Here is a 16,942-nt window from a genome sequence, read left to right as displayed (position 1 = left end):
TTGCAAGGAGAGGCTATGGCAAAAGAAGATATAGGTTTGTATGATAAACTTAACAGAACCACCTCTTTCTTAAATCAACCTTATGCAGTATACCACCACCTGGGACAGGCTTATTTCCAAAAAGCGCTTTGAAACCACAGACCCTAAATATAGTACCGACGAATCAGTGCGGGGCGAGTTTCAACGCGACTATGATCGTATTGTGTTTTCTTCTGCCTTCAGAAGGCTGCAGAACAAGACACAGGTCATGCCGATGCCGGAAAGCGACTTCGTACATACGCGCCTGACGCATAGCCTGGAGGCTTCGGTGGTGGGGCGTTCATTGGGGCGCATCGTGGGCAAGAGCATATTAGAGCGCTATCCTGAACTGGCACAGGAAAAGCATATACAAGAGGCCGATTTTGGAGATGTGGTGGCGGCCGCATGCCTGGCCCACGATATTGGTAACCCCCCCTTCGGCCACTCCGGCGAGGATGCCATATCTGCTTTTTTTTTAAGCGAAGCCGCACAGCCTTACCTGGAAACTTTAACAGAAGAGGAGAAAGCCGACTTGCAGCGGTTTGAAGGCAACGCCGCCGGCTTCCGGATACTGACGTACACTTACCCGGCGCACTGTAACCTTCCGGGAGGCCTTAGTCTTACTTATACCACACTGGCTACTTTCACAAAATACCCGAAAGAGTCACTGCCCGTTATTTCAGGCACTAAAAACACCAGCGAGAAAAAGTATGGCTTCTTTCAGACGGAGAAAGCGTGGTTCAACACCATCGCGCAGGAGCTGGGTCTTCTGAAAAAAGGATCGGAAGGAGAAGTCTTCTTCCACCGTCACCCGCTGGCCTTTTTAGTAGAGGCCGCTGATGATATCTGCTACCGCATCATCGATTTTGAGGATGGCTTAAAGCTGGGACTCGTGCCGCAGGAACAAGGCATGGCGCTACTTCGCCAGATTCTTGGCGATGACCCAAACCGTAAATCCAGCCTCAGCTTTTACGACTGGCGGGAGGAAATAGGATACCTGCGCGCGCGCATTATCGGGAAGCTGATTGAGGAGACGACCAGAATATTTCTCGAACACGAACAGGATATTCTGCAGGGCACTTATGATACACCACTTATTAACGAACTTAGCTGCAAGCCAGTGTTGGATCAGATAAAAGACTTGTCCATCAGGCTGATTTACCAGAACCGCCCGGTACTGGAGATAGAGGCTGCTGGTTTTGAGGTGCTGGGTGGTTTGCTGGATGCCTGTGTGAAGGCTGTTTTCAGGCCAGAGTCGAAACACCACCGCAAACTGGCTGCGCTCATTCCGCCCCACTACCTCAACTTACCTGAGGGTGCCACAGCTTACCAGCGTATCATCCACATTACTGATTTCGTCGCCAGCCTCACAGACCAGGCAGCATTGGGCCTGTACCGAAAGATTAAAGGAATCGAGTTGCCCCGCATGTATTGATTCAGGTAAAGTTGTTGGTAAAACCAGGTCATCGTTTTGCAGATGTTGCGCTGCTGCTGTTGTACATAGCTGTTTGTGCGGTTATTCTGTTTCGCATAAATGTGGAGGCCACGGGTTATCTCAGCCCTGACTCTAAAGCATACCTTGTTTTGGCGCAGAACATCAACGATGGCCATGGACTTTATGTACTAGATGAAAATGGGAGTGGCAGGCACTATTTTTCTACCTGGCCTGTAGGCTACCCTATTCTCATCTCCCTCGTTTCAGGATTTACTCCACTAGGTGTTTTCTGGGCCTCCAAAGTGCTGAACTTCCTGCTGGTGGCTGTAGGCTTTCTGTTGCTGAGAAAAATGAACTGCAGGCATTCTTTTCTGCTTGCCTCTGTTTACTGCTCGTATACTTTACTGGAAATCTATAGCTTTACCTGGTCTGAGGCGCCGTTTATCTTGGGTGTATTGTACCTGTGTTACCTGTCAGACTTGATGCTGCGGCAGGAAGTCAGGAACCAGAGTATAATTTTATTATTGCTGACGTGTACTTTCCTCTTTCTGTTGCGGTACATAGGTGCCTTTTCGTTTAGCGTTCCCGCCTTACTGGCCTGTTACTTCTACCATAGGAAGAAGTGCAAAACAGCTGCGAAGCTTTTGCTTGCATCTTTTATTCCCGCGGCTGTAGCAGGTGTCTACCTTATTATGAACCAACATTTCAGTGGCTTTGCGACTGGTTTCAATCGTTTAGAGGCAGAAACAGAACCGAGGCATGATCTGGTGACCATGATAGCAGAAGGTATCTTAAATGAATTACTGATTATCCGAAAATTCCGAGTTGGGAATCAGCCTGATTACCTGCTCTTCTTTACAACGTTCCTGCAATTGGCAGCCGTGGTGTTTATCGTAATAAAGCTTAAAGGGCACTACCATCTGAGAGAGCAGTTTAAAAGGAACACCTTTACGCTTACATGCTTTGTAGTGGCGCTCCTTTACCTTGCTGTGGTTATAATTCTAAGAAGCCTATCGCACTTTGATGATTTGGATTATCGCTTACTCTCGCCTTTTAGCTTTTTGTTCTGGATTGGAATACTAAATACACTGGTGGTTCTGCCAGGTGATATAAAAGGGGCTGTGGAGGCTAAGAGTGCCGCTTTTGCATTCTTTATAATTTCTCTGTTGCTGAACCTCCCCAAGCTGTACATCCTCGAAAAAGTGATGCAACAGCTACCATAAAACGCCTGCCTCATCCGTCTATAAAAAGACCTGCTTCGTCTGCTTGCATACCACCTTAGCCGAATCTTCGGCAAGCTGGGAGGCTTAAACTGGCATCTCCCCTTTTTTAGAATTAATTTTATAAATTGTATGACAGGAGGTTTGCAATTAGCAAGCTTGTTGTATGCACCCTCACACAACCAAACAACATATGAAACACAAGTTCATTGCCTGCCTTTTGTGTTGTGCCACTGCTTTTGCTGCACTGGCCCAGTCCAAAGGCAACAAAATTGAGTTCACGGAATACGACCTCCCGAATGGTCTGCACGTGATCCTGCACCAGGACAATTCTACGCCTAACGTAGCGGTATCAGTGCTATACCATGTAGGGTCAAAAAACGAAGTGCCTGGCCGTTCAGGCTTTGCACACTTCTTTGAGCACCTGATGTTTGAAGGTACTGAAAACATTGGCCGTGGCGAGTACAGCTCTTTGGTGCAGAAAGCAGGCGGCGCCCTGAATGCCAACACCTCCTTCGACCGCACTTATTATTATGAACTGCTGCCATCCAACCAGGTGGCCCTGGGCTTGTGGCTGGAGGCGGAGCGTATGAAACACGCCAAAATAGACGAAGTGGGTGTGGAAACGCAGCGTAAGGTTGTGCAGGAAGAGAAGCGCGAGCGCATCGACAACCAACCTTATGGTTCGATAGGCGAGAATGTTTTCTCCTTGGCTTTCCAGGAGCACCCGTACAAATCGATGCCAATCGGTTCTTTTGAGGATTTGAATGCTGCCAGCATTGATGAGTTTCGCGACTTCTATAAAACCTTTTACGTGCCGAACAATGCCACCCTTTCTGTTGCGGGCGACATCAACATAGAAGAGACAAAGAAGCTGATTGAGCAGTATTTCGGTGACATTCCGAAAGGCACCAGAGAAATACCACGCCCTGACATAGTAGAGCCGAAGCAGACAGAAGAACGCCGTAAAACGGTGTACGACAACATCCAGCTTCCTGCTGTTATCCAGGCCTACCATGTTCCGGAGCAGGGCACAGAGGATTTCTATGCCCTGTCCATGCTGACAACGTTGCTTTCCGGGGGGGAGAGTGCCCGCCTGCCGAAGGCGCTGGTAGACAAACAGCAGAAAGCCGTTGCCGCTGCCTCTATTCCTTTCCCGACAGAGGATCCGGGCTTATTTCTGACATTCGCCATTGCCAATATGGGCGTGGAGGTGGACGACCTGGAGCAGGCGATGAACGCGGAGATTGAGCGCGTGAAAACTGAGCCGCTTACAGACCGCGAATTCCAGAAGCTGCGTAACCAGGTGGAAAGCAACTTTGTGCAGCAGAACAGTACGGTGGCTGGCCGTGCCGAGAGCCTCGCCAACTACGCCGTATACTTTGGCGACGCCAACCTGATCAACACCGAGTTGCAGCGTTACCTGAATGTCAAAAAAGAAGACATTCAGCGCGTGGCAAAGCAGTACCTGACCAAGAACAACCGGGTTGTGCTGCACTACCTTCCTAAATCAGCTCAACAGAACAACTAAGACTTCATCTGAATCATGATAAAAAGACTCTATAGTACCGTATTCCTGGCGCTGGCGCTGGTGTATGTAGCACCGGCACAGACTACGTCAACCCCTCCGCCTCCTGGGCCTGCGCCCAAAATAGAACTGGGCAAGTACGAGCATTTTACCCTGAAGAATGGCCTGAAAGTGTACGTGGTGGAAAACCACAGGCAACCTGTCGTGTCGATGTCGCTGGTATTAGACCGGGACCCGATTCTGGAAGGCGACAAAGCCGGCTACGTGCAGGCGGCCGGGCAAATGATGCGCACAGGCACCACTACCCGCACAAAAGACCAGTTTGATGAGCAGGTAGACTTTATAGGAGCAGACCTAGGCTTCTCCTCTACCGGCTTCAACGCTTCGGCGCTTAAAAAGCACCTGCCAGTGCTGCTCGACCTGACCACCGACGCCTTGCTGCATCCTAAGTTCACGCAGGAGGAACTGGATAAGGTGAAGAAGCAGATGAAAGCTGGCCTGGCTCAGTCTAAAGACAACCCGGATGCTATTGCCAGCAGAACCCGTAACATGGTGCTATATGGCAAAGACCACCCGTATGGTGAACTGATGACAGAGGAGACAGTAGATAACATTACCCTGCAGGACATCCAGAACTACTACAACACTTACTATAAGCCGAATATCGGCTACTTGGCTGTGGTAGGCGATGTGACACCGAAGGAGATGAAGAAACTCCTGAAGAAGTCGTTCAAGAAGTGGGAGAAAGGCAATGTGCAGCAGGCGGAGTACCCGCTGCCGCAGCAACCGGAGCAGACACAGGTGGTGATAGTGGACCGCCCGAGTGCGGTGCAGAGTTCCCTGGTGCTGACAAACCCGGCTGATTTGAAGCCCGGTGCTCCTGATGCGGTAGCGGCCACGCTGATGAACAACATCCTGGGCGGCGGCATGGACTCCCGCTTATTTCAGAACCTGCGCGAAACACACGGTTATACCTATGGGGCTTATTCGTCTATCAACAGCGATGAGATCCTGGGCCGTTTTAATGCCAATGCCAACGTGCGTAATGCTGTGACAGACAGTGCTGTAGCAGAGTTTATGAATGAGCTAAACAAAATCCGTAGCCAGCGCGTGAGCGATAAGGAACTGCGTGATGCCAAGGCTTACGTCATGGGCAGCTTCGGACGTGGGCTTGAAAACCCTGCCACGGTAGCGGTTTATGCTATCAATACCGCCCGTTATGGCCTGCCGGAAGACTATTATGCTAACTACCTGAAAAAAGTGGAGGCCGTAACAGCCGAAGAAGTGCAGCGCGTGGCGCAGAAGTATATTAATCCTGATAAAATGTACATTATAGAAGTTGGTAACGCCTCTGAGGTAGCTGAGAAACTGCAGAAGTTTGATAAGGACGACAACAGCATTGCCTACTATAGCGCCACCGGCGAAAAGGTAGACCGTGCGGCAATGGGTGTGCCTGCTGGTCTGACAGCCGAGCAGGTGCTGGCAGATTACATTAAAGCCATAGGAGGCCAGGCCGCTATCGATAAGCTGAAGGACATTACCGTTACCAGCAATGCCACCGTACAGGGTATGGCCCTTACTCTGGTGCAGCAGCAGAAGGGCAGCGATAAGTTTGCTACGCAGATTATGATGAATAATAGCCCGCTACAACGTGTAATCATTAACGGGGAGAAGGGCAAAATGGAGGTTCCGATGCAGGGTGTGAACAAAGAGTTTACAAAAGAGGAGCTTATCACGCAAAAGCTGGAAGTAAGCCAGTTCCCGGTGCTGCAGTATGCGAAGTTAGGAATAAAAACCAAACTAACGGGTGTGGAGAAGGTAGATGGGAAAGATGCTTATGCGGTAGAGGTAACGCTGCCAAATGGCCAAAAAGCTACCCACTACTTCGATAAAAACACAGGACTGCGCCTGAAAGAAGTGAATAACCTGCAGACGCCGCAAGGTGTGTTGACGCAGACCAAAAGTTACAGCAACTACAAAGAAGTAAACGGTGTGAAGTTTCCGCATGTGGTGGAGACAGTGGTAGGCCCGCAGGCCATCAAAGCAGAGGTACAAAACATTGAGGTAAACAAAAACCTGAGCGATGATACGTTTAAAATGTAAGACGCTGTAATAGCTTTCAAATTTTCAGTAGCAAAACAGGCTAACTAATAAGGTTAGCCTGTTTTTTGTGCTATCGGATATCCTTTTTTACTCGTGTGGTTTTACTCGCTGCAAGCCATCTCTATCATCAGAAGCAACTCTCTTAATGCTTCATCCTCAGGAACAAGACTCTGGCCTGATTTTTTGAACCGCAGGTTGCCTGCTGCATCAATCACAAGTTTAGTGGGTAAACTGTTGACCTGGTAGAGTTCCTTTGCCACAGCATCATCCTCATCCAGGAGCATTTGGTACGGAATCTTGTGCTTTGTTTTGTAATCGCGCACGGCCTTCTTTTTATCCTTCACTGTTTCTCTGGTGTTCACGAACAAGAATACGACATCATCGCCCTTGTGGTACTTTATGGCTTCGCCTATTGTCTGGAAGGAGCCAACACAGGAGGCGCACCAGGTTGCCCAGAAATCCACTACTACGGTTTTTCCTTTCAAGGAAGAAAGCTTTACAGGCTTGCCATTCAGGTCTTTTAGCTCAAAGTCCTTAGCCGCTTCATAAAGTAGTTCCTTTTGCAGGCGTTCCCGCGTTTTTACGTTGGCAGATGCAGCGGTGCTGGCTAACCAAAACGTTTCGAAACCGGCCGCACTTTTATTATCGTGCATATACAATGTCTTGTAAAAGTTTTTGTACTCCTCACCTTTCAAGCCTTCAGCTATCTTCTTCTCTACTAAAGCGCGTGCTGTGGCATAGTCACCTGTTTTTAACAGCACCTCCACATAAGGCTCCACTACCATGTTTTGCCGCCCCTGGGTTAGCTCATAAGCTTCTGCCAAGTAAGGCAGTGCCCGGTCATGCTCCCCTTTTTTCAGATGTAAGGTTCCATAACACGCTGCATTCAAACCCAAGGTGTTTTCCCTTTGTACAAGCCATTCCTTTTCTGAAAGAAACGCAGGCTTCTCCGAGGTAGGATTAGAAAGCTCTGCCAGGGCTTTTTGGTACGCATGGTGAATTAGCTCCTGTGCCACCTCCAAGTGTTCGTTACGCTCAATTAAAATGTTGGAGAAGCTTCTGTATACGTCGCCGTTCTTAGATTTTGGAAATGTAGAAATCATGGTTTTAAAGCCCACAATGCTGCCTGTCCTGGCATATTCTTCCGCCAGAGCAATATACTCTTCCTGCCAGTCATGCTCCGGAAAATCATTCGTAAGCTCACGCAGCAGCTCTTCTTTCCTCGTAGTGCCACGTTCTTTCCGGTAAATGGCTGTTCTTTCCTCCCGGATTACCTGCCCCTTCGGCCAGTGTTTGCGCAGCAGAAAATGATACGCGTCTGCTTTGTCAGCCTTTCCGTAGTTGCGGTAGGTCGTGTGCAGCACCAGCATTTCTTCTTCCGTCAGGTTTTGCTGTATGGCCAGCCAGTCCAGGGCAGCCAGAACCACTGTGGGTTCTTTCGCGCGTGCCTCGAGTAGTGCTTTGATATAAGGCAACATGTAGGGCCGTTTCAATGCAGGCTCTTTCTCAAACTCCTGGTTAAAAAGGATGAGCGCCAGCTCCGCATCGTACTTTATTTTCAGGTGATACTGTGTTTCCTGCAGCATGGCGGCCGTTACCAGCGTTGCGCCCGGCACCAGGTGGTTCCATTTGTTGTGCATCAGGATAGGATAACCTTTGCCGCCGTTTCTGTCAACTTTATTGTTGCTGTCCTCCCGGTGGCTGTTCTGAAACTTTAAGTATAGGCCCTGTGCTGCTCTGGATGGCTTTAGCGAGCCTCTCCAACCACCGGAGTTTTGCTTCTTGAGTAAGACATCATGCACGAATGTTTTCCCCTGCGCATACTCGTAAGCCACGGCTGTTATTTCCTGCTCGCCTTCCAGTTCTGTGCCGGCAGGCAGGTAGGTAAACATGATGGTTTCGCCTTGCCTGGGCTGGTCCCGGTCTAGGACTAAATGGCTTGTAGCCTCCTGGCTCCAAGCTACGCTAGACCACAAAAGTGCAGTAAGAAAGAGTATATGATTATGTAGCATAGCTTCACATTAACTAGCATGGCTATGGCAGGACCTGACCTGCAAGTATGCTTAACAACGGGTAAAAGCAATTCATAAATGAATAGTACGATTTCCTGGTTGTTATGGCTATGAAATCAGCTACTACTGCAATCTTCCGTTAGCCTCACCTAGAAGCAGGTTAGGCTTGAAAGCGCATGGTAAGAAACAATGGTTTATCAAAACAGCTCCCCCTGCACCGGCTGTACATACTTCTTTGGAGGCTTAAGGCTAAAGCCGCATACTTTGTTCAGTTGCTGGATGAGGTAAGTGGCCAGTTCCGGTGCCAGCACGTTGTCTGGTTCATGTACAAAAAAATAGAGTTGTCGCAGGCCACTGTCAAACCATTGCTGCAGGCGTTCCACCCAGGCGTCAATGCGGGTGTAGTCTGTCGGGTGCAGGCCGTTGCCTACAAACCGGACCATGGCCGAAGGTGTCGTGAGGCGCATGTGGAGCACATCGCGGCGGCCAGCCACATCGGTTAACACCGTGCCTGCCTTATACTTTTCCAGCACCTCAAACAGTTCCAGCGAGGCGACATTGTCTGTAAACCAGCCGGGGTGACGCAACTCCACTGTTAGCGGAATGCTTTCCGGTATAAACTGGAGGAATGCCTCTAAATCAGGTAGCTGGCGTGGACTAAAGGTAGGCGGCAGCTGCAGAAAGGCATCTCCTAATTTGTCCTCCAGGCCTGCAATAGCAGAGCAGAAAGCGGCGGTTATGTCGTGGGTGCTGCGTAAGGCGGCTTCATGGCTGATGAGTTGCGGAAACTTAGGGCAGAAAGTAAAGCCATGTGGTACTGTTTGCCGCCAGCGGTCGATGGTGTCGGGGCTCGGGATGTGGTAATGCGTGCTGTTGAGCTCGATGGTGCTGAACTGCTTTCCGTACCACAGCAAAGCGTCTTTGTCGGGCATGCTGCTGGGGTAGATAGCGCCCTTCCAGGCTTTGTTCACCCACACCGGCAGCCCAATGTGCACAACAGGCTTAACGTAGGAGCCTGAGCGCTGTAGCAGGGGCAGTGTATCGGGGTGGTTAGGGGGCAGCGTAAAGTCTACGTTGCTGATGTCTTGTAGCTTCCCAAAGTCCATAATTTCGGGTTTGTTTTTCCTGTACGTTTGCAGCTGAGTGAAGGCGGAAAGAGGAGCTTTCGCCCAACCACTTCTTTTCCTGAAACAAGTAAAATGGGCCTTTTTTTTCGGCTGGTTTAGTTTTTATTTTAAATTTTTTTTCATTATTTTTTAACACATGAAAAAATGGCCATACGTGCTGTAAACGTACATTTTGCTAAATCATGACCTATAGCATCCGCAGCAACTGAGGCTGTATCCCTCCACATCAAACCGCTCAAAGCGCCGTATAAGGCTCGGTTTAAGAAATTTTATCTACCTTTACGGCTTCACCAACTATTAAGCGATATGATTTATAATAGAAAGTGCTACATTTTAACAGTAATCATTTTTCTATTCATTGGCATCAGCCAATCCATTCTCGCCCAAAACAACGACACACAAAAGGGTGAGGCCTCATGGTACGGAAGCCAGTACCATGGCAAGCCAACCAGCAGCGGAGAACTTTACAATAAGAACAAAATGACCGCCGCGCATAAAACACTTCCCTTTGGCACGAAGGTAAAAGTGACCAACCTTGAGAACAATGAATCTGTGATTGTTCGCATCAACGACAGAGGGCCATTTGTGGGGGACCGCATCATTGATGTGTCAGAGATGGCAGCCCGCAAGCTTGAGTTCCACGCCGATGGTATCGGGAATGTGAAAGTAGAAGTGCTGGAGCTTCCAATGGACTATAATCCTGCAAACGCCGGTATCTTCACCATCCAGACAGGCACCTACACCAGCATTAAGAATGCAGAGCGCCTGAGCCAGAAACTGAAAGCGTTTGACAAGCACCTGGATGTGGAGCTGACAAACGAGCATTTCAGGGGCAAAAAAATACACCGTATCAGAGCAGGCCGTTTCGAGAGCCGCCAGCAAGCTGAAGCCTTCAACGAACTGTTAAAGGAAGAAGGGCTGTCTGGCCTTGTAAAAGAAGGATAAGTAGCATCTCTTTTCTCCTTGAAAGCAGAAAGCGCAGGAAACCAATTCCTGCGCTTTCTGCTTTTTGTTTTTATGGGGCACTTGTCTATGCCCCTCTTTTAGAGGGGCTGTGCACCGCATTAGTCCAGGAAATCTGGCTTTTTAGCTTATAACCGGTGGCACAACTTTGAAAAGCAAGGGCATTTAATTATACTTAGCTATCCAAACGAATGCACTAACCTGTAACTAACAAACATTACCTTGAAAAGACGAAACTTCCTTGAATTATCGGCACTGGGTTTTGGAGGCTTAATGCTGCCTTCTATCCCTGTGTTCGGCGATGTAATCTCGCCAGAGCGCATGCTGGAGCAGGTAGACCCTGCCCTGAAAAAGCGCCTGGCTGATGTCGCTTTGAACACTGCTAAATCAAAAGGTGCCAATTACGCTGATGTGCGCATTGGCCGTTACCTGCAGCAGTACATTTTTACCCGTGAAAAGCAGGTGCAGAACATCGTGAATGCCGAGTCATTTGGTGTGGGCGTGCGCGTGCTGGCCAATGGCACCTGGGGTTTTGCCGCCACCTCCGATGTATCCGATAAAGGCGTAGCCAAAGCTGCCGAGCAGGCCGTGGCCATTGCCAAGGCCAATGCAAAGCTGCAGAAAGAGCCGGTGCAGCTGGCTCCGGTGCCTGGCTATGGCGAAGTAAGCTGGAAAACTCCTATTGAGAAGAATGCTTTTGAAGTACCTGTAGCTGAGAAAGCTGATTTGCTGCTGGCTGCCAACGCGAAGGCAATGGAAAACGGTGCCAACTTCGTGAACTCCGCTCTGTTCCAGGTGAACGAGCAGAAGTACTTTGCCTCCACCGAAGGCTCCTACATCGACCAGGACATCCACCGCATCTGGCCAAACTTTACAGTAACGGCTGTAGACAAGGCCTCAGGCAAGTTTAAAACCCGCGAGGCACTGAGTGCGCCAATGGGCATGGGCTATGAGTACATGAACCCAAAGGCATCAGAGAAAATCAAAGGCCCGGCCGGTACTGGCCTGGTAGGCTACCGCTACGCTTACGACATGCTGGAGGACGCTGCGCTGGCTGCCAAGCAGGCACGCGAGAAGCTGACGGCTAAGTCGGTGATGGCTGGCAAGTATGACCTGGTGCTTGACCCGAACCACCTCGGCCTCACCATCCACGAATCTGTAGGGCACCCGCTGGAACTTGACCGTGTATTAGGCTATGAAGCAAACTATGCCGGTACTTCTTTTGCTACGCTGGATAAGTGGAAGGGGAAAAACTTTAAGTACGGCTCTGATAAAGTCAACATCTTTGCAGATAAATTACAGCCGGGCTCATTGGGCTATGTAGGCTGGGATGACGAAGGTGTGAAGACGAAGAAGTGGGATTTGATTAAGAATGGTACGCTGGTAAACTATCAGGCCATCCGTGACCAGGCGCACATCATCGGTGAAAAGGAATCGCACGGTTGCTGCTACGCCGATAGTTGGAGCTCTGTGCAGTTCCAGCGCATGCCAAACGTGTCACTGGCTCCGGGCAAGGAGAAGAAGAACGTAGACCAGCTGATTGCAGGTGTAGACAAAGGTATTTATATCGCAGGCCGTGGCTCTTACTCCATCGACCAGCAGCGCTACAACTTCCAGTTCGGTGGTACTACTTTCCACGAAATTAAAGGAGGTAAAATTGTAGGTCCGCTGGAGGATGTGGCGTACCAGAGCAATACCCAGGAATTCTGGAACTCCTGCGCCGACATGTGCGACGAAAGCGATTACCGCCTGTTCGGCTCATTCTTCGACGGAAAGGGGCAGCCGAGCCAAATCAGTGCAGTGTCACATGGCTCTGCTCACACCCGCTTTAATGGTGTGAACGTGATCAATACGGCGCGTAAGATTTAGTCTTTTACCTTCAAAATTAGCATTAACTACAATGGCAATATTAACACAGGAAGAAGCACAGGCCATACTGAAAAAGGCGCTGGCTTTCTCAAGGGCTGATGAGTGTGAAATAACACTCACCGGCACATCAGGCGGTAACATCCGCTATGCCAGAAATGAGGTATCTACGAGCGGCTCGGAAGAGAATATTTCGATGTCGGTAGAGTCCCGTTTTGGGAAGCGCTCTGGTGTAGCCACCATCAACGAGTTCGACGACAAATCTTTAGAAAAGGTCATCAGGCGTTCCGAGGATACAGCGAAGCTGGCCCCGGAGAGCCCGGAATATATTGAGCTGCTCGGGCCACAGAAATATGCGGTTACAAAAGAGTTTTTCGGCAGCACCCACAACGTAGACCCGGCATACCGTGCCGAGGCTGCCGCCAAAAGCATTGAAGCTGCTTCTGCCAAAGGCTTAACAGCGGCGGGTTTCCTGGAGCACTACAGCAACTTCACAGCCAAGATGAACTCGAAGGGTCTGTTTGCCTATCATCCGTCTACAGTGGTGGATTTCTCAGTAACGATGCGCACAGAAGACGGTACCGGATCCGGCTACGTGACCCAGGATTACAGCGATATCAGCAAACTGGACACAGGCAAGGCTTCCCAGATAGCCGCTGAAAAGGCAGCCAACTCCCGTAACGCCCGGGCATTGGAGCCAGGAAAGTATACTGTCATTCTGGAGCCTGCTGCCTCTATTGATCTGCTCCGCAACATGTTCAGCAACATGGACCAGCGTGCCGCAGAAGAAGGCCGAAGCTTCCTGAGCAAATCAGGTGGCAAAACAAAACTGGGAGAAAAACTGGTAGATGAGCGCATTACAGTATATTCTGACCCATCTCATCCGGAAGTGCCTTCCGCTCCGTTTGCAGGCGATGGCCGCCCACAGCAGAAAGTAACCTGGATAGACAAGGGCGTGGTAAAGAACCTGTATAACACCCGTTACTGGGCCTCTAACAAAGGCGCTGCTTCTATTCCACCTCCGGGGAACACCATCATGGAAGGTGGCAACCAGTCGCTGGAGGACATGATCAAGAGCACGCAGCGTGGCATTCTGGTAACACGCCTGTGGTACATCCGTGCCGTAGACCCGCAAACGCTGCTTTATACTGGCCTTACCCGCGACGGTACTTTCTATATCGAGAACGGCAGAATCATGTATCCGGTGAAAAACTTCCGCTTTAACGAAAGCCCTGTTATCATGCTGAACAACCTCGAAGCGCTCGGAAGGCCGCAGCGTATCAACGGCAGCCTGGTTCCACCGATGAAGATTCGTGACTTTACGTTCACCAGCTTATCAGATGCGGTATAAGCACTGCTGAAAGTTCGAATGCCGCATGCAGCATATCTGTGTGCGGCATTCTTTTTTATACTTTATTTCAACTAACTTACCACCTGTGCAACCCTTCACCTTCGTGCGCCTGCAGTACCGCTCCGGCAACTGGGATACGGACCCGCGTATGCCGAGTAACCTGCTGCACTCGCTTATCCAGTACACGACGGTAAAGGTAGAGGAGCAGGAGAAGGTGGTGTCGCTGGAAAGCGCAGAGCTGTTCAATTACCCGTTCAGTTACCTGAGCGGCCATAAGTTGGTGCAGTTTAACCAGAAGGAGCGGCAGAACTTCGAGACCTATGTGCGCAACGGCGGCTTTGTGTTTGTAGACGATTGCAACCACGACATCGACGGCCTCTTTGCACGCTCTTTTGAAGAGCAAATGCGGCAGATATTCGGGCAGAATGCCCTGAAGAAAATCCCAAACAACCATAAGCTGTATAAATCCTTCTTCACCTTTGAGGAGGGCCCACCCACGACTTCTTTCGAACTGAATGGCTGGGGCGATGACCTCGTGCACGATTACCTGAAGGCGATTGAAGTAAACGGGCGAATAGCAGTGCTCTACAGCAACAAAGACTACGGCTGCGAATGGGACTACGACTTCCGGAATAAGCGCTGGCTGGCCGAGGACAACACCAAGTTCGGCGTTAACATCATCATGTATGCACTGACGAGTTGAAGTGCGGAACAACCATGTTTGACCTCGCAGCGTGCGCAGCTCCTGCGAGTGTCTGTGCTAAGCAACATTTATAAATGACAGAACAAGACATACATCACCTGCTCAACAAGCTGCCTAAGCTAAAGCAGGAGATACAGAAAGTAATTGTGGGGCAGGAGGAGGTGCTGGACGAAGTGCTTATTACCCTGCTGGCTGGCGGGCACTGCCTGCTGGAAGGCGTGCCGGGGCTGGCCAAGACCTTACTGGTGCGCACCTTAGCCAATGCCATGGACCTTGGCTTCCGGCGTATACAGTTCACCCCGGATTTAATGCCGACCGACATACTGGGAACCGAGGTGCTGGAAGAGGACCATGTGACCGGCAAGCGCTTTTTCAAATTCAACGAGGGGCCAATTTTCTCTAACATCGTGCTGGCAGACGAAATTAACCGAACCCCGCCCAAAACCCAGGCGGCCCTGCTGGAGGCAATGCAGGAGTACGAGGTGACCTATGCCGGCAAAACATACCCGTTGCCGCGGCCGTTCTTCCTGCTGGCTACCCAAAACCCGATAGAGCAGGCGGGAACCTATCCACTGCCGGAAGCGCAGTTAGACCGCTTCCTGCTTTATATCAAAATAAAGTACCCGACAGAGCAGGAAGAACTGAACATTCTGGCGAATACCACCGGCACCAGGCAGGCGCAGGTGCAGTCCAGCCTGGCTGGGGAGGAGGTGCTGCAGTTACGGCAGCTTGTGCGTGAAGTAAGTATCAGCGAAGAGCTGCTGCAATACGTAAACCACATCGTACGTGCCACCCGCCCCGATACCACCACAGCAGACTTTGTGAAAACCTACTGCCGCTGGGGGGCCGGGCCGAGAGCCGGGCAGGCGCTCATACTCACAGCCAAGGCGCGTGCGCTGCTGCACAACCGCTTTGCTGTAACGGCTGCCGACATACAAACGATGGCATACCCTGTGCTCCGCCACCGGGTGCTCGTTAACTTTACAGCAGAGGCAGAGCGCATCACCCCTGACCGGGTAGTAGAGGAGTTGCTGCTGCACATTAAGTTACCAAAGGCCGTATTGCTATAGCATCTGAAACCTATCAAAGACAGCGCATATGCAGGAAGAAGTAGACATTGTTAAGATACCGGATGACCAGTTAAGGATTCTGAGAAACGTGCTGGGGGAAAGAATATACTTTTTCTACTCTGATAAACTACAGGTAGAGCGTGTCGCGGATAGCTATGTGTTTTGGTCAAATGGCTTCGCACTGGCACTTTCTACCATCACCCAGGCACCTGACAAACTCCGAACCTACATCAACATAAGTGCTGACTACAGAACGTGCTCGAAAGAGGCAAGTACATACTATGAGTTTGAGATAAATGTGAGTAATGCGCCTTTGTGGCAGGAAGGCTCCCTTCAGTTTGGGAAACTCTCCAGCCTAAAGATATTCTCTGACCCGGTTCTGATGATAGAGATTTACCAGAACTGTAACAAGCCCGGAGAGAAAGTCCGGCTGCATGACTGCGCCATGGTGTTCTACTCTCAGACAAACAAATATATGCTGCAGGCAAGGCAGGAACTGGTAGGAGGCGTGAACATTATGCTGCACGATGCGCTGATTGAAGCAAAAATCAAAGACTTGAAACTGCGGCATACCCTTGTCTAAAGAAAGATTCATAGATCCGAAGGTACTGGCTATCATCAAAGATTTGCCCCTGTTGGCCCGCACGGTGGTAGAAGGCTTTCTTGCGGGGCAGAACCAGAGCCTGCGGCGTGGAGCCGGATTGGAGTTCAGCCAGTACAGGAGCTACCAGCCCGGCGACGACCTACGGCAGCTCGACTGGAAAATATTTGCCCGCTCCGACCGCTACTATATCCGGGAGTCGGAGGTAGATACGAACATTACGGTGCGGTTTGTAGTAGACGGCAGCGCCTCGATGGCGCATGAAGATGAGAACGGGCTGCGGAAGATGGACTATACCCGCTTCCTGGTCGCCTCACTGGCGTACCTGGCTACCCTGCAGGGCGATGCCGTGGGCCTGTATGTGCTGCACGAGGAGCAACTAATTAACCTCACGCCCCGCTCCGACAACATGCACCTGCAGCGCTTCTGGCACCAGTTGAGCGAAGTGGAGCCGCAGGGCAAATTTCCTGATGCGCAGGCAGCGAACAACCTGCTCGCCGACAGGCGGCAGAAAGAACTGACAGTGTTCCTGACAGACCTGTACGAGCAGGAAAATGAGATATCAGATTTGCTTGATAAGGTAGGTGCCCAGCGCCACGAATTACTGCTGTTTCACCTGATGGCCCGGAACGAGCTGGACTTCAGCTTCAGTGGCACCCTTACTTTCGAGGACCTTGAAACAGGACAGACAATGCAGGTAAGTACTGCCGAACAGCGCAAGGCGTATCTTGCACGGCTGCAGGACTGGCTGCAGCAAACAGAGCATGACATGCGCAACCGCCAGATTGCTTATGACCGGTTTGTAACGGATGAGCCCCTCGATAAAGCCCTCCGCACCTTCCTGCAGAAGCGGTTAGTCTATGGGTAAGGGTTAATTGCTAAATTGTTGTTTTTCGTCATTCCCATGCATTCTCTATCTTATGCCGAGGCACTGATGTATAGCCA

At 50.5% G+C, this 16,942-nt stretch carries 13 protein-coding genes; 11 read left to right on the top strand and 2 right to left on the bottom strand.

Annotated features, from left to right (window positions below; all coding sequences use genetic code 11):
- Window positions 1-82 precede the first annotated feature (82 nt).
- The 4 genes from dgt to ACYVB1_RS21040 all read left to right on the top strand — a co-directional run bounded on the left by dgt (window position 83) and on the right by ACYVB1_RS21040 (window position 6,304).
- Window positions 83-1,453 (top strand): dGTP triphosphohydrolase, encoded by a 1,371-nt coding sequence (gene dgt / locus ACYVB1_RS21055; protein WP_460925791.1) that lies wholly within the window; start codon window positions 83-85, stop codon window positions 1,451-1,453.
- 149 nt (window positions 1,454-1,602) lie between these two features.
- Window positions 1,603-2,676, top strand: coding sequence for a hypothetical protein (locus ACYVB1_RS21050; RefSeq protein ID WP_460925790.1), 1,074 nt, complete (start codon window positions 1,603-1,605; stop codon window positions 2,674-2,676).
- A gap of 190 nt (window positions 2,677-2,866) precedes the next feature.
- Window positions 2,867-4,204: a M16 family metallopeptidase gene (locus ACYVB1_RS21045; RefSeq protein WP_460925789.1), complete on the top strand. Its 1,338-nt coding sequence runs from the start codon at window positions 2,867-2,869 to the stop codon at window positions 4,202-4,204.
- A gap of 15 nt (window positions 4,205-4,219) precedes the next feature.
- Window positions 4,220-6,304, top strand: a complete 2,085-nt coding sequence (locus ACYVB1_RS21040; RefSeq protein WP_460925787.1) for an insulinase family protein — start codon at window positions 4,220-4,222, stop codon at window positions 6,302-6,304.
- 101 nt (window positions 6,305-6,405) lie between these two features.
- Here the strand turns inward: ACYVB1_RS21040 and ACYVB1_RS21035 are convergent, their stop codons facing one another.
- Window positions 6,406-8,316, bottom strand: coding sequence for a peroxiredoxin family protein (locus ACYVB1_RS21035; protein WP_460925786.1), 1,911 nt, complete (start codon window positions 8,314-8,316; stop codon window positions 6,406-6,408).
- A gap of 197 nt (window positions 8,317-8,513) precedes the next feature.
- Window positions 8,514-9,422: a DUF72 domain-containing protein gene (locus tag ACYVB1_RS21030; protein WP_460925785.1), complete on the bottom strand. Its 909-nt coding sequence runs from the start codon at window positions 9,420-9,422 to the stop codon at window positions 8,514-8,516.
- 327 nt (window positions 9,423-9,749) lie between these two features.
- On the opposite strand from ACYVB1_RS21030, the gene ACYVB1_RS21025 reads away from it, so the two are divergent.
- The 7 genes from ACYVB1_RS21025 to ACYVB1_RS20995 all read left to right on the top strand — a co-directional run bounded on the left by ACYVB1_RS21025 (window position 9,750) and on the right by ACYVB1_RS20995 (window position 16,865).
- A complete protein-coding gene (locus ACYVB1_RS21025) occupies window positions 9,750-10,388 on the top strand; it encodes a septal ring lytic transglycosylase RlpA family protein (protein WP_460925783.1) in 639 nt (212 codons plus the stop codon).
- A 240-nt stretch (window positions 10,389-10,628) separates the two neighbouring features.
- On the top strand, window positions 10,629-12,275 hold the full coding sequence (locus tag ACYVB1_RS21020; RefSeq protein WP_460925782.1) for a TldD/PmbA family protein: 1,647 nt from the start codon (window positions 10,629-10,631) through the stop codon (window positions 12,273-12,275).
- 31 nt (window positions 12,276-12,306) lie between these two features.
- On the top strand, window positions 12,307-13,623 hold the full coding sequence (locus tag ACYVB1_RS21015) for a TldD/PmbA family protein (RefSeq protein ID WP_460925781.1): 1,317 nt from the start codon (window positions 12,307-12,309) through the stop codon (window positions 13,621-13,623).
- Window positions 13,624-13,708: 85 nt separating this feature from the next.
- A complete protein-coding gene (locus ACYVB1_RS21010; RefSeq protein ID WP_460925780.1) occupies window positions 13,709-14,326 on the top strand; it encodes a DUF4159 domain-containing protein in 618 nt (205 codons plus the stop codon).
- Between the two features lie 74 nt (window positions 14,327-14,400).
- Complete coding sequence (locus tag ACYVB1_RS21005) at window positions 14,401-15,396, top strand: AAA family ATPase (RefSeq protein ID WP_460925779.1); 996 nt, start codon at window positions 14,401-14,403, stop codon at window positions 15,394-15,396.
- 28 nt (window positions 15,397-15,424) lie between these two features.
- On the top strand, window positions 15,425-15,979 hold the full coding sequence (locus tag ACYVB1_RS21000; protein ID WP_460925778.1) for a hypothetical protein: 555 nt from the start codon (window positions 15,425-15,427) through the stop codon (window positions 15,977-15,979).
- A complete protein-coding gene (locus ACYVB1_RS20995; RefSeq protein ID WP_460925777.1) occupies window positions 15,972-16,865 on the top strand; it encodes a DUF58 domain-containing protein in 894 nt (297 codons plus the stop codon). Before ACYVB1_RS21000 ends, ACYVB1_RS20995 begins: the two co-directional genes overlap by 8 nt.
- Window positions 16,866-16,942 lie beyond the last annotated feature (77 nt).

This window comes from Pontibacter brevis (assembly GCF_054779655.1).
Note: the sequence above shows the minus strand (reverse complement) of the source record. Positions and strands in the feature narration are given on the sequence as shown.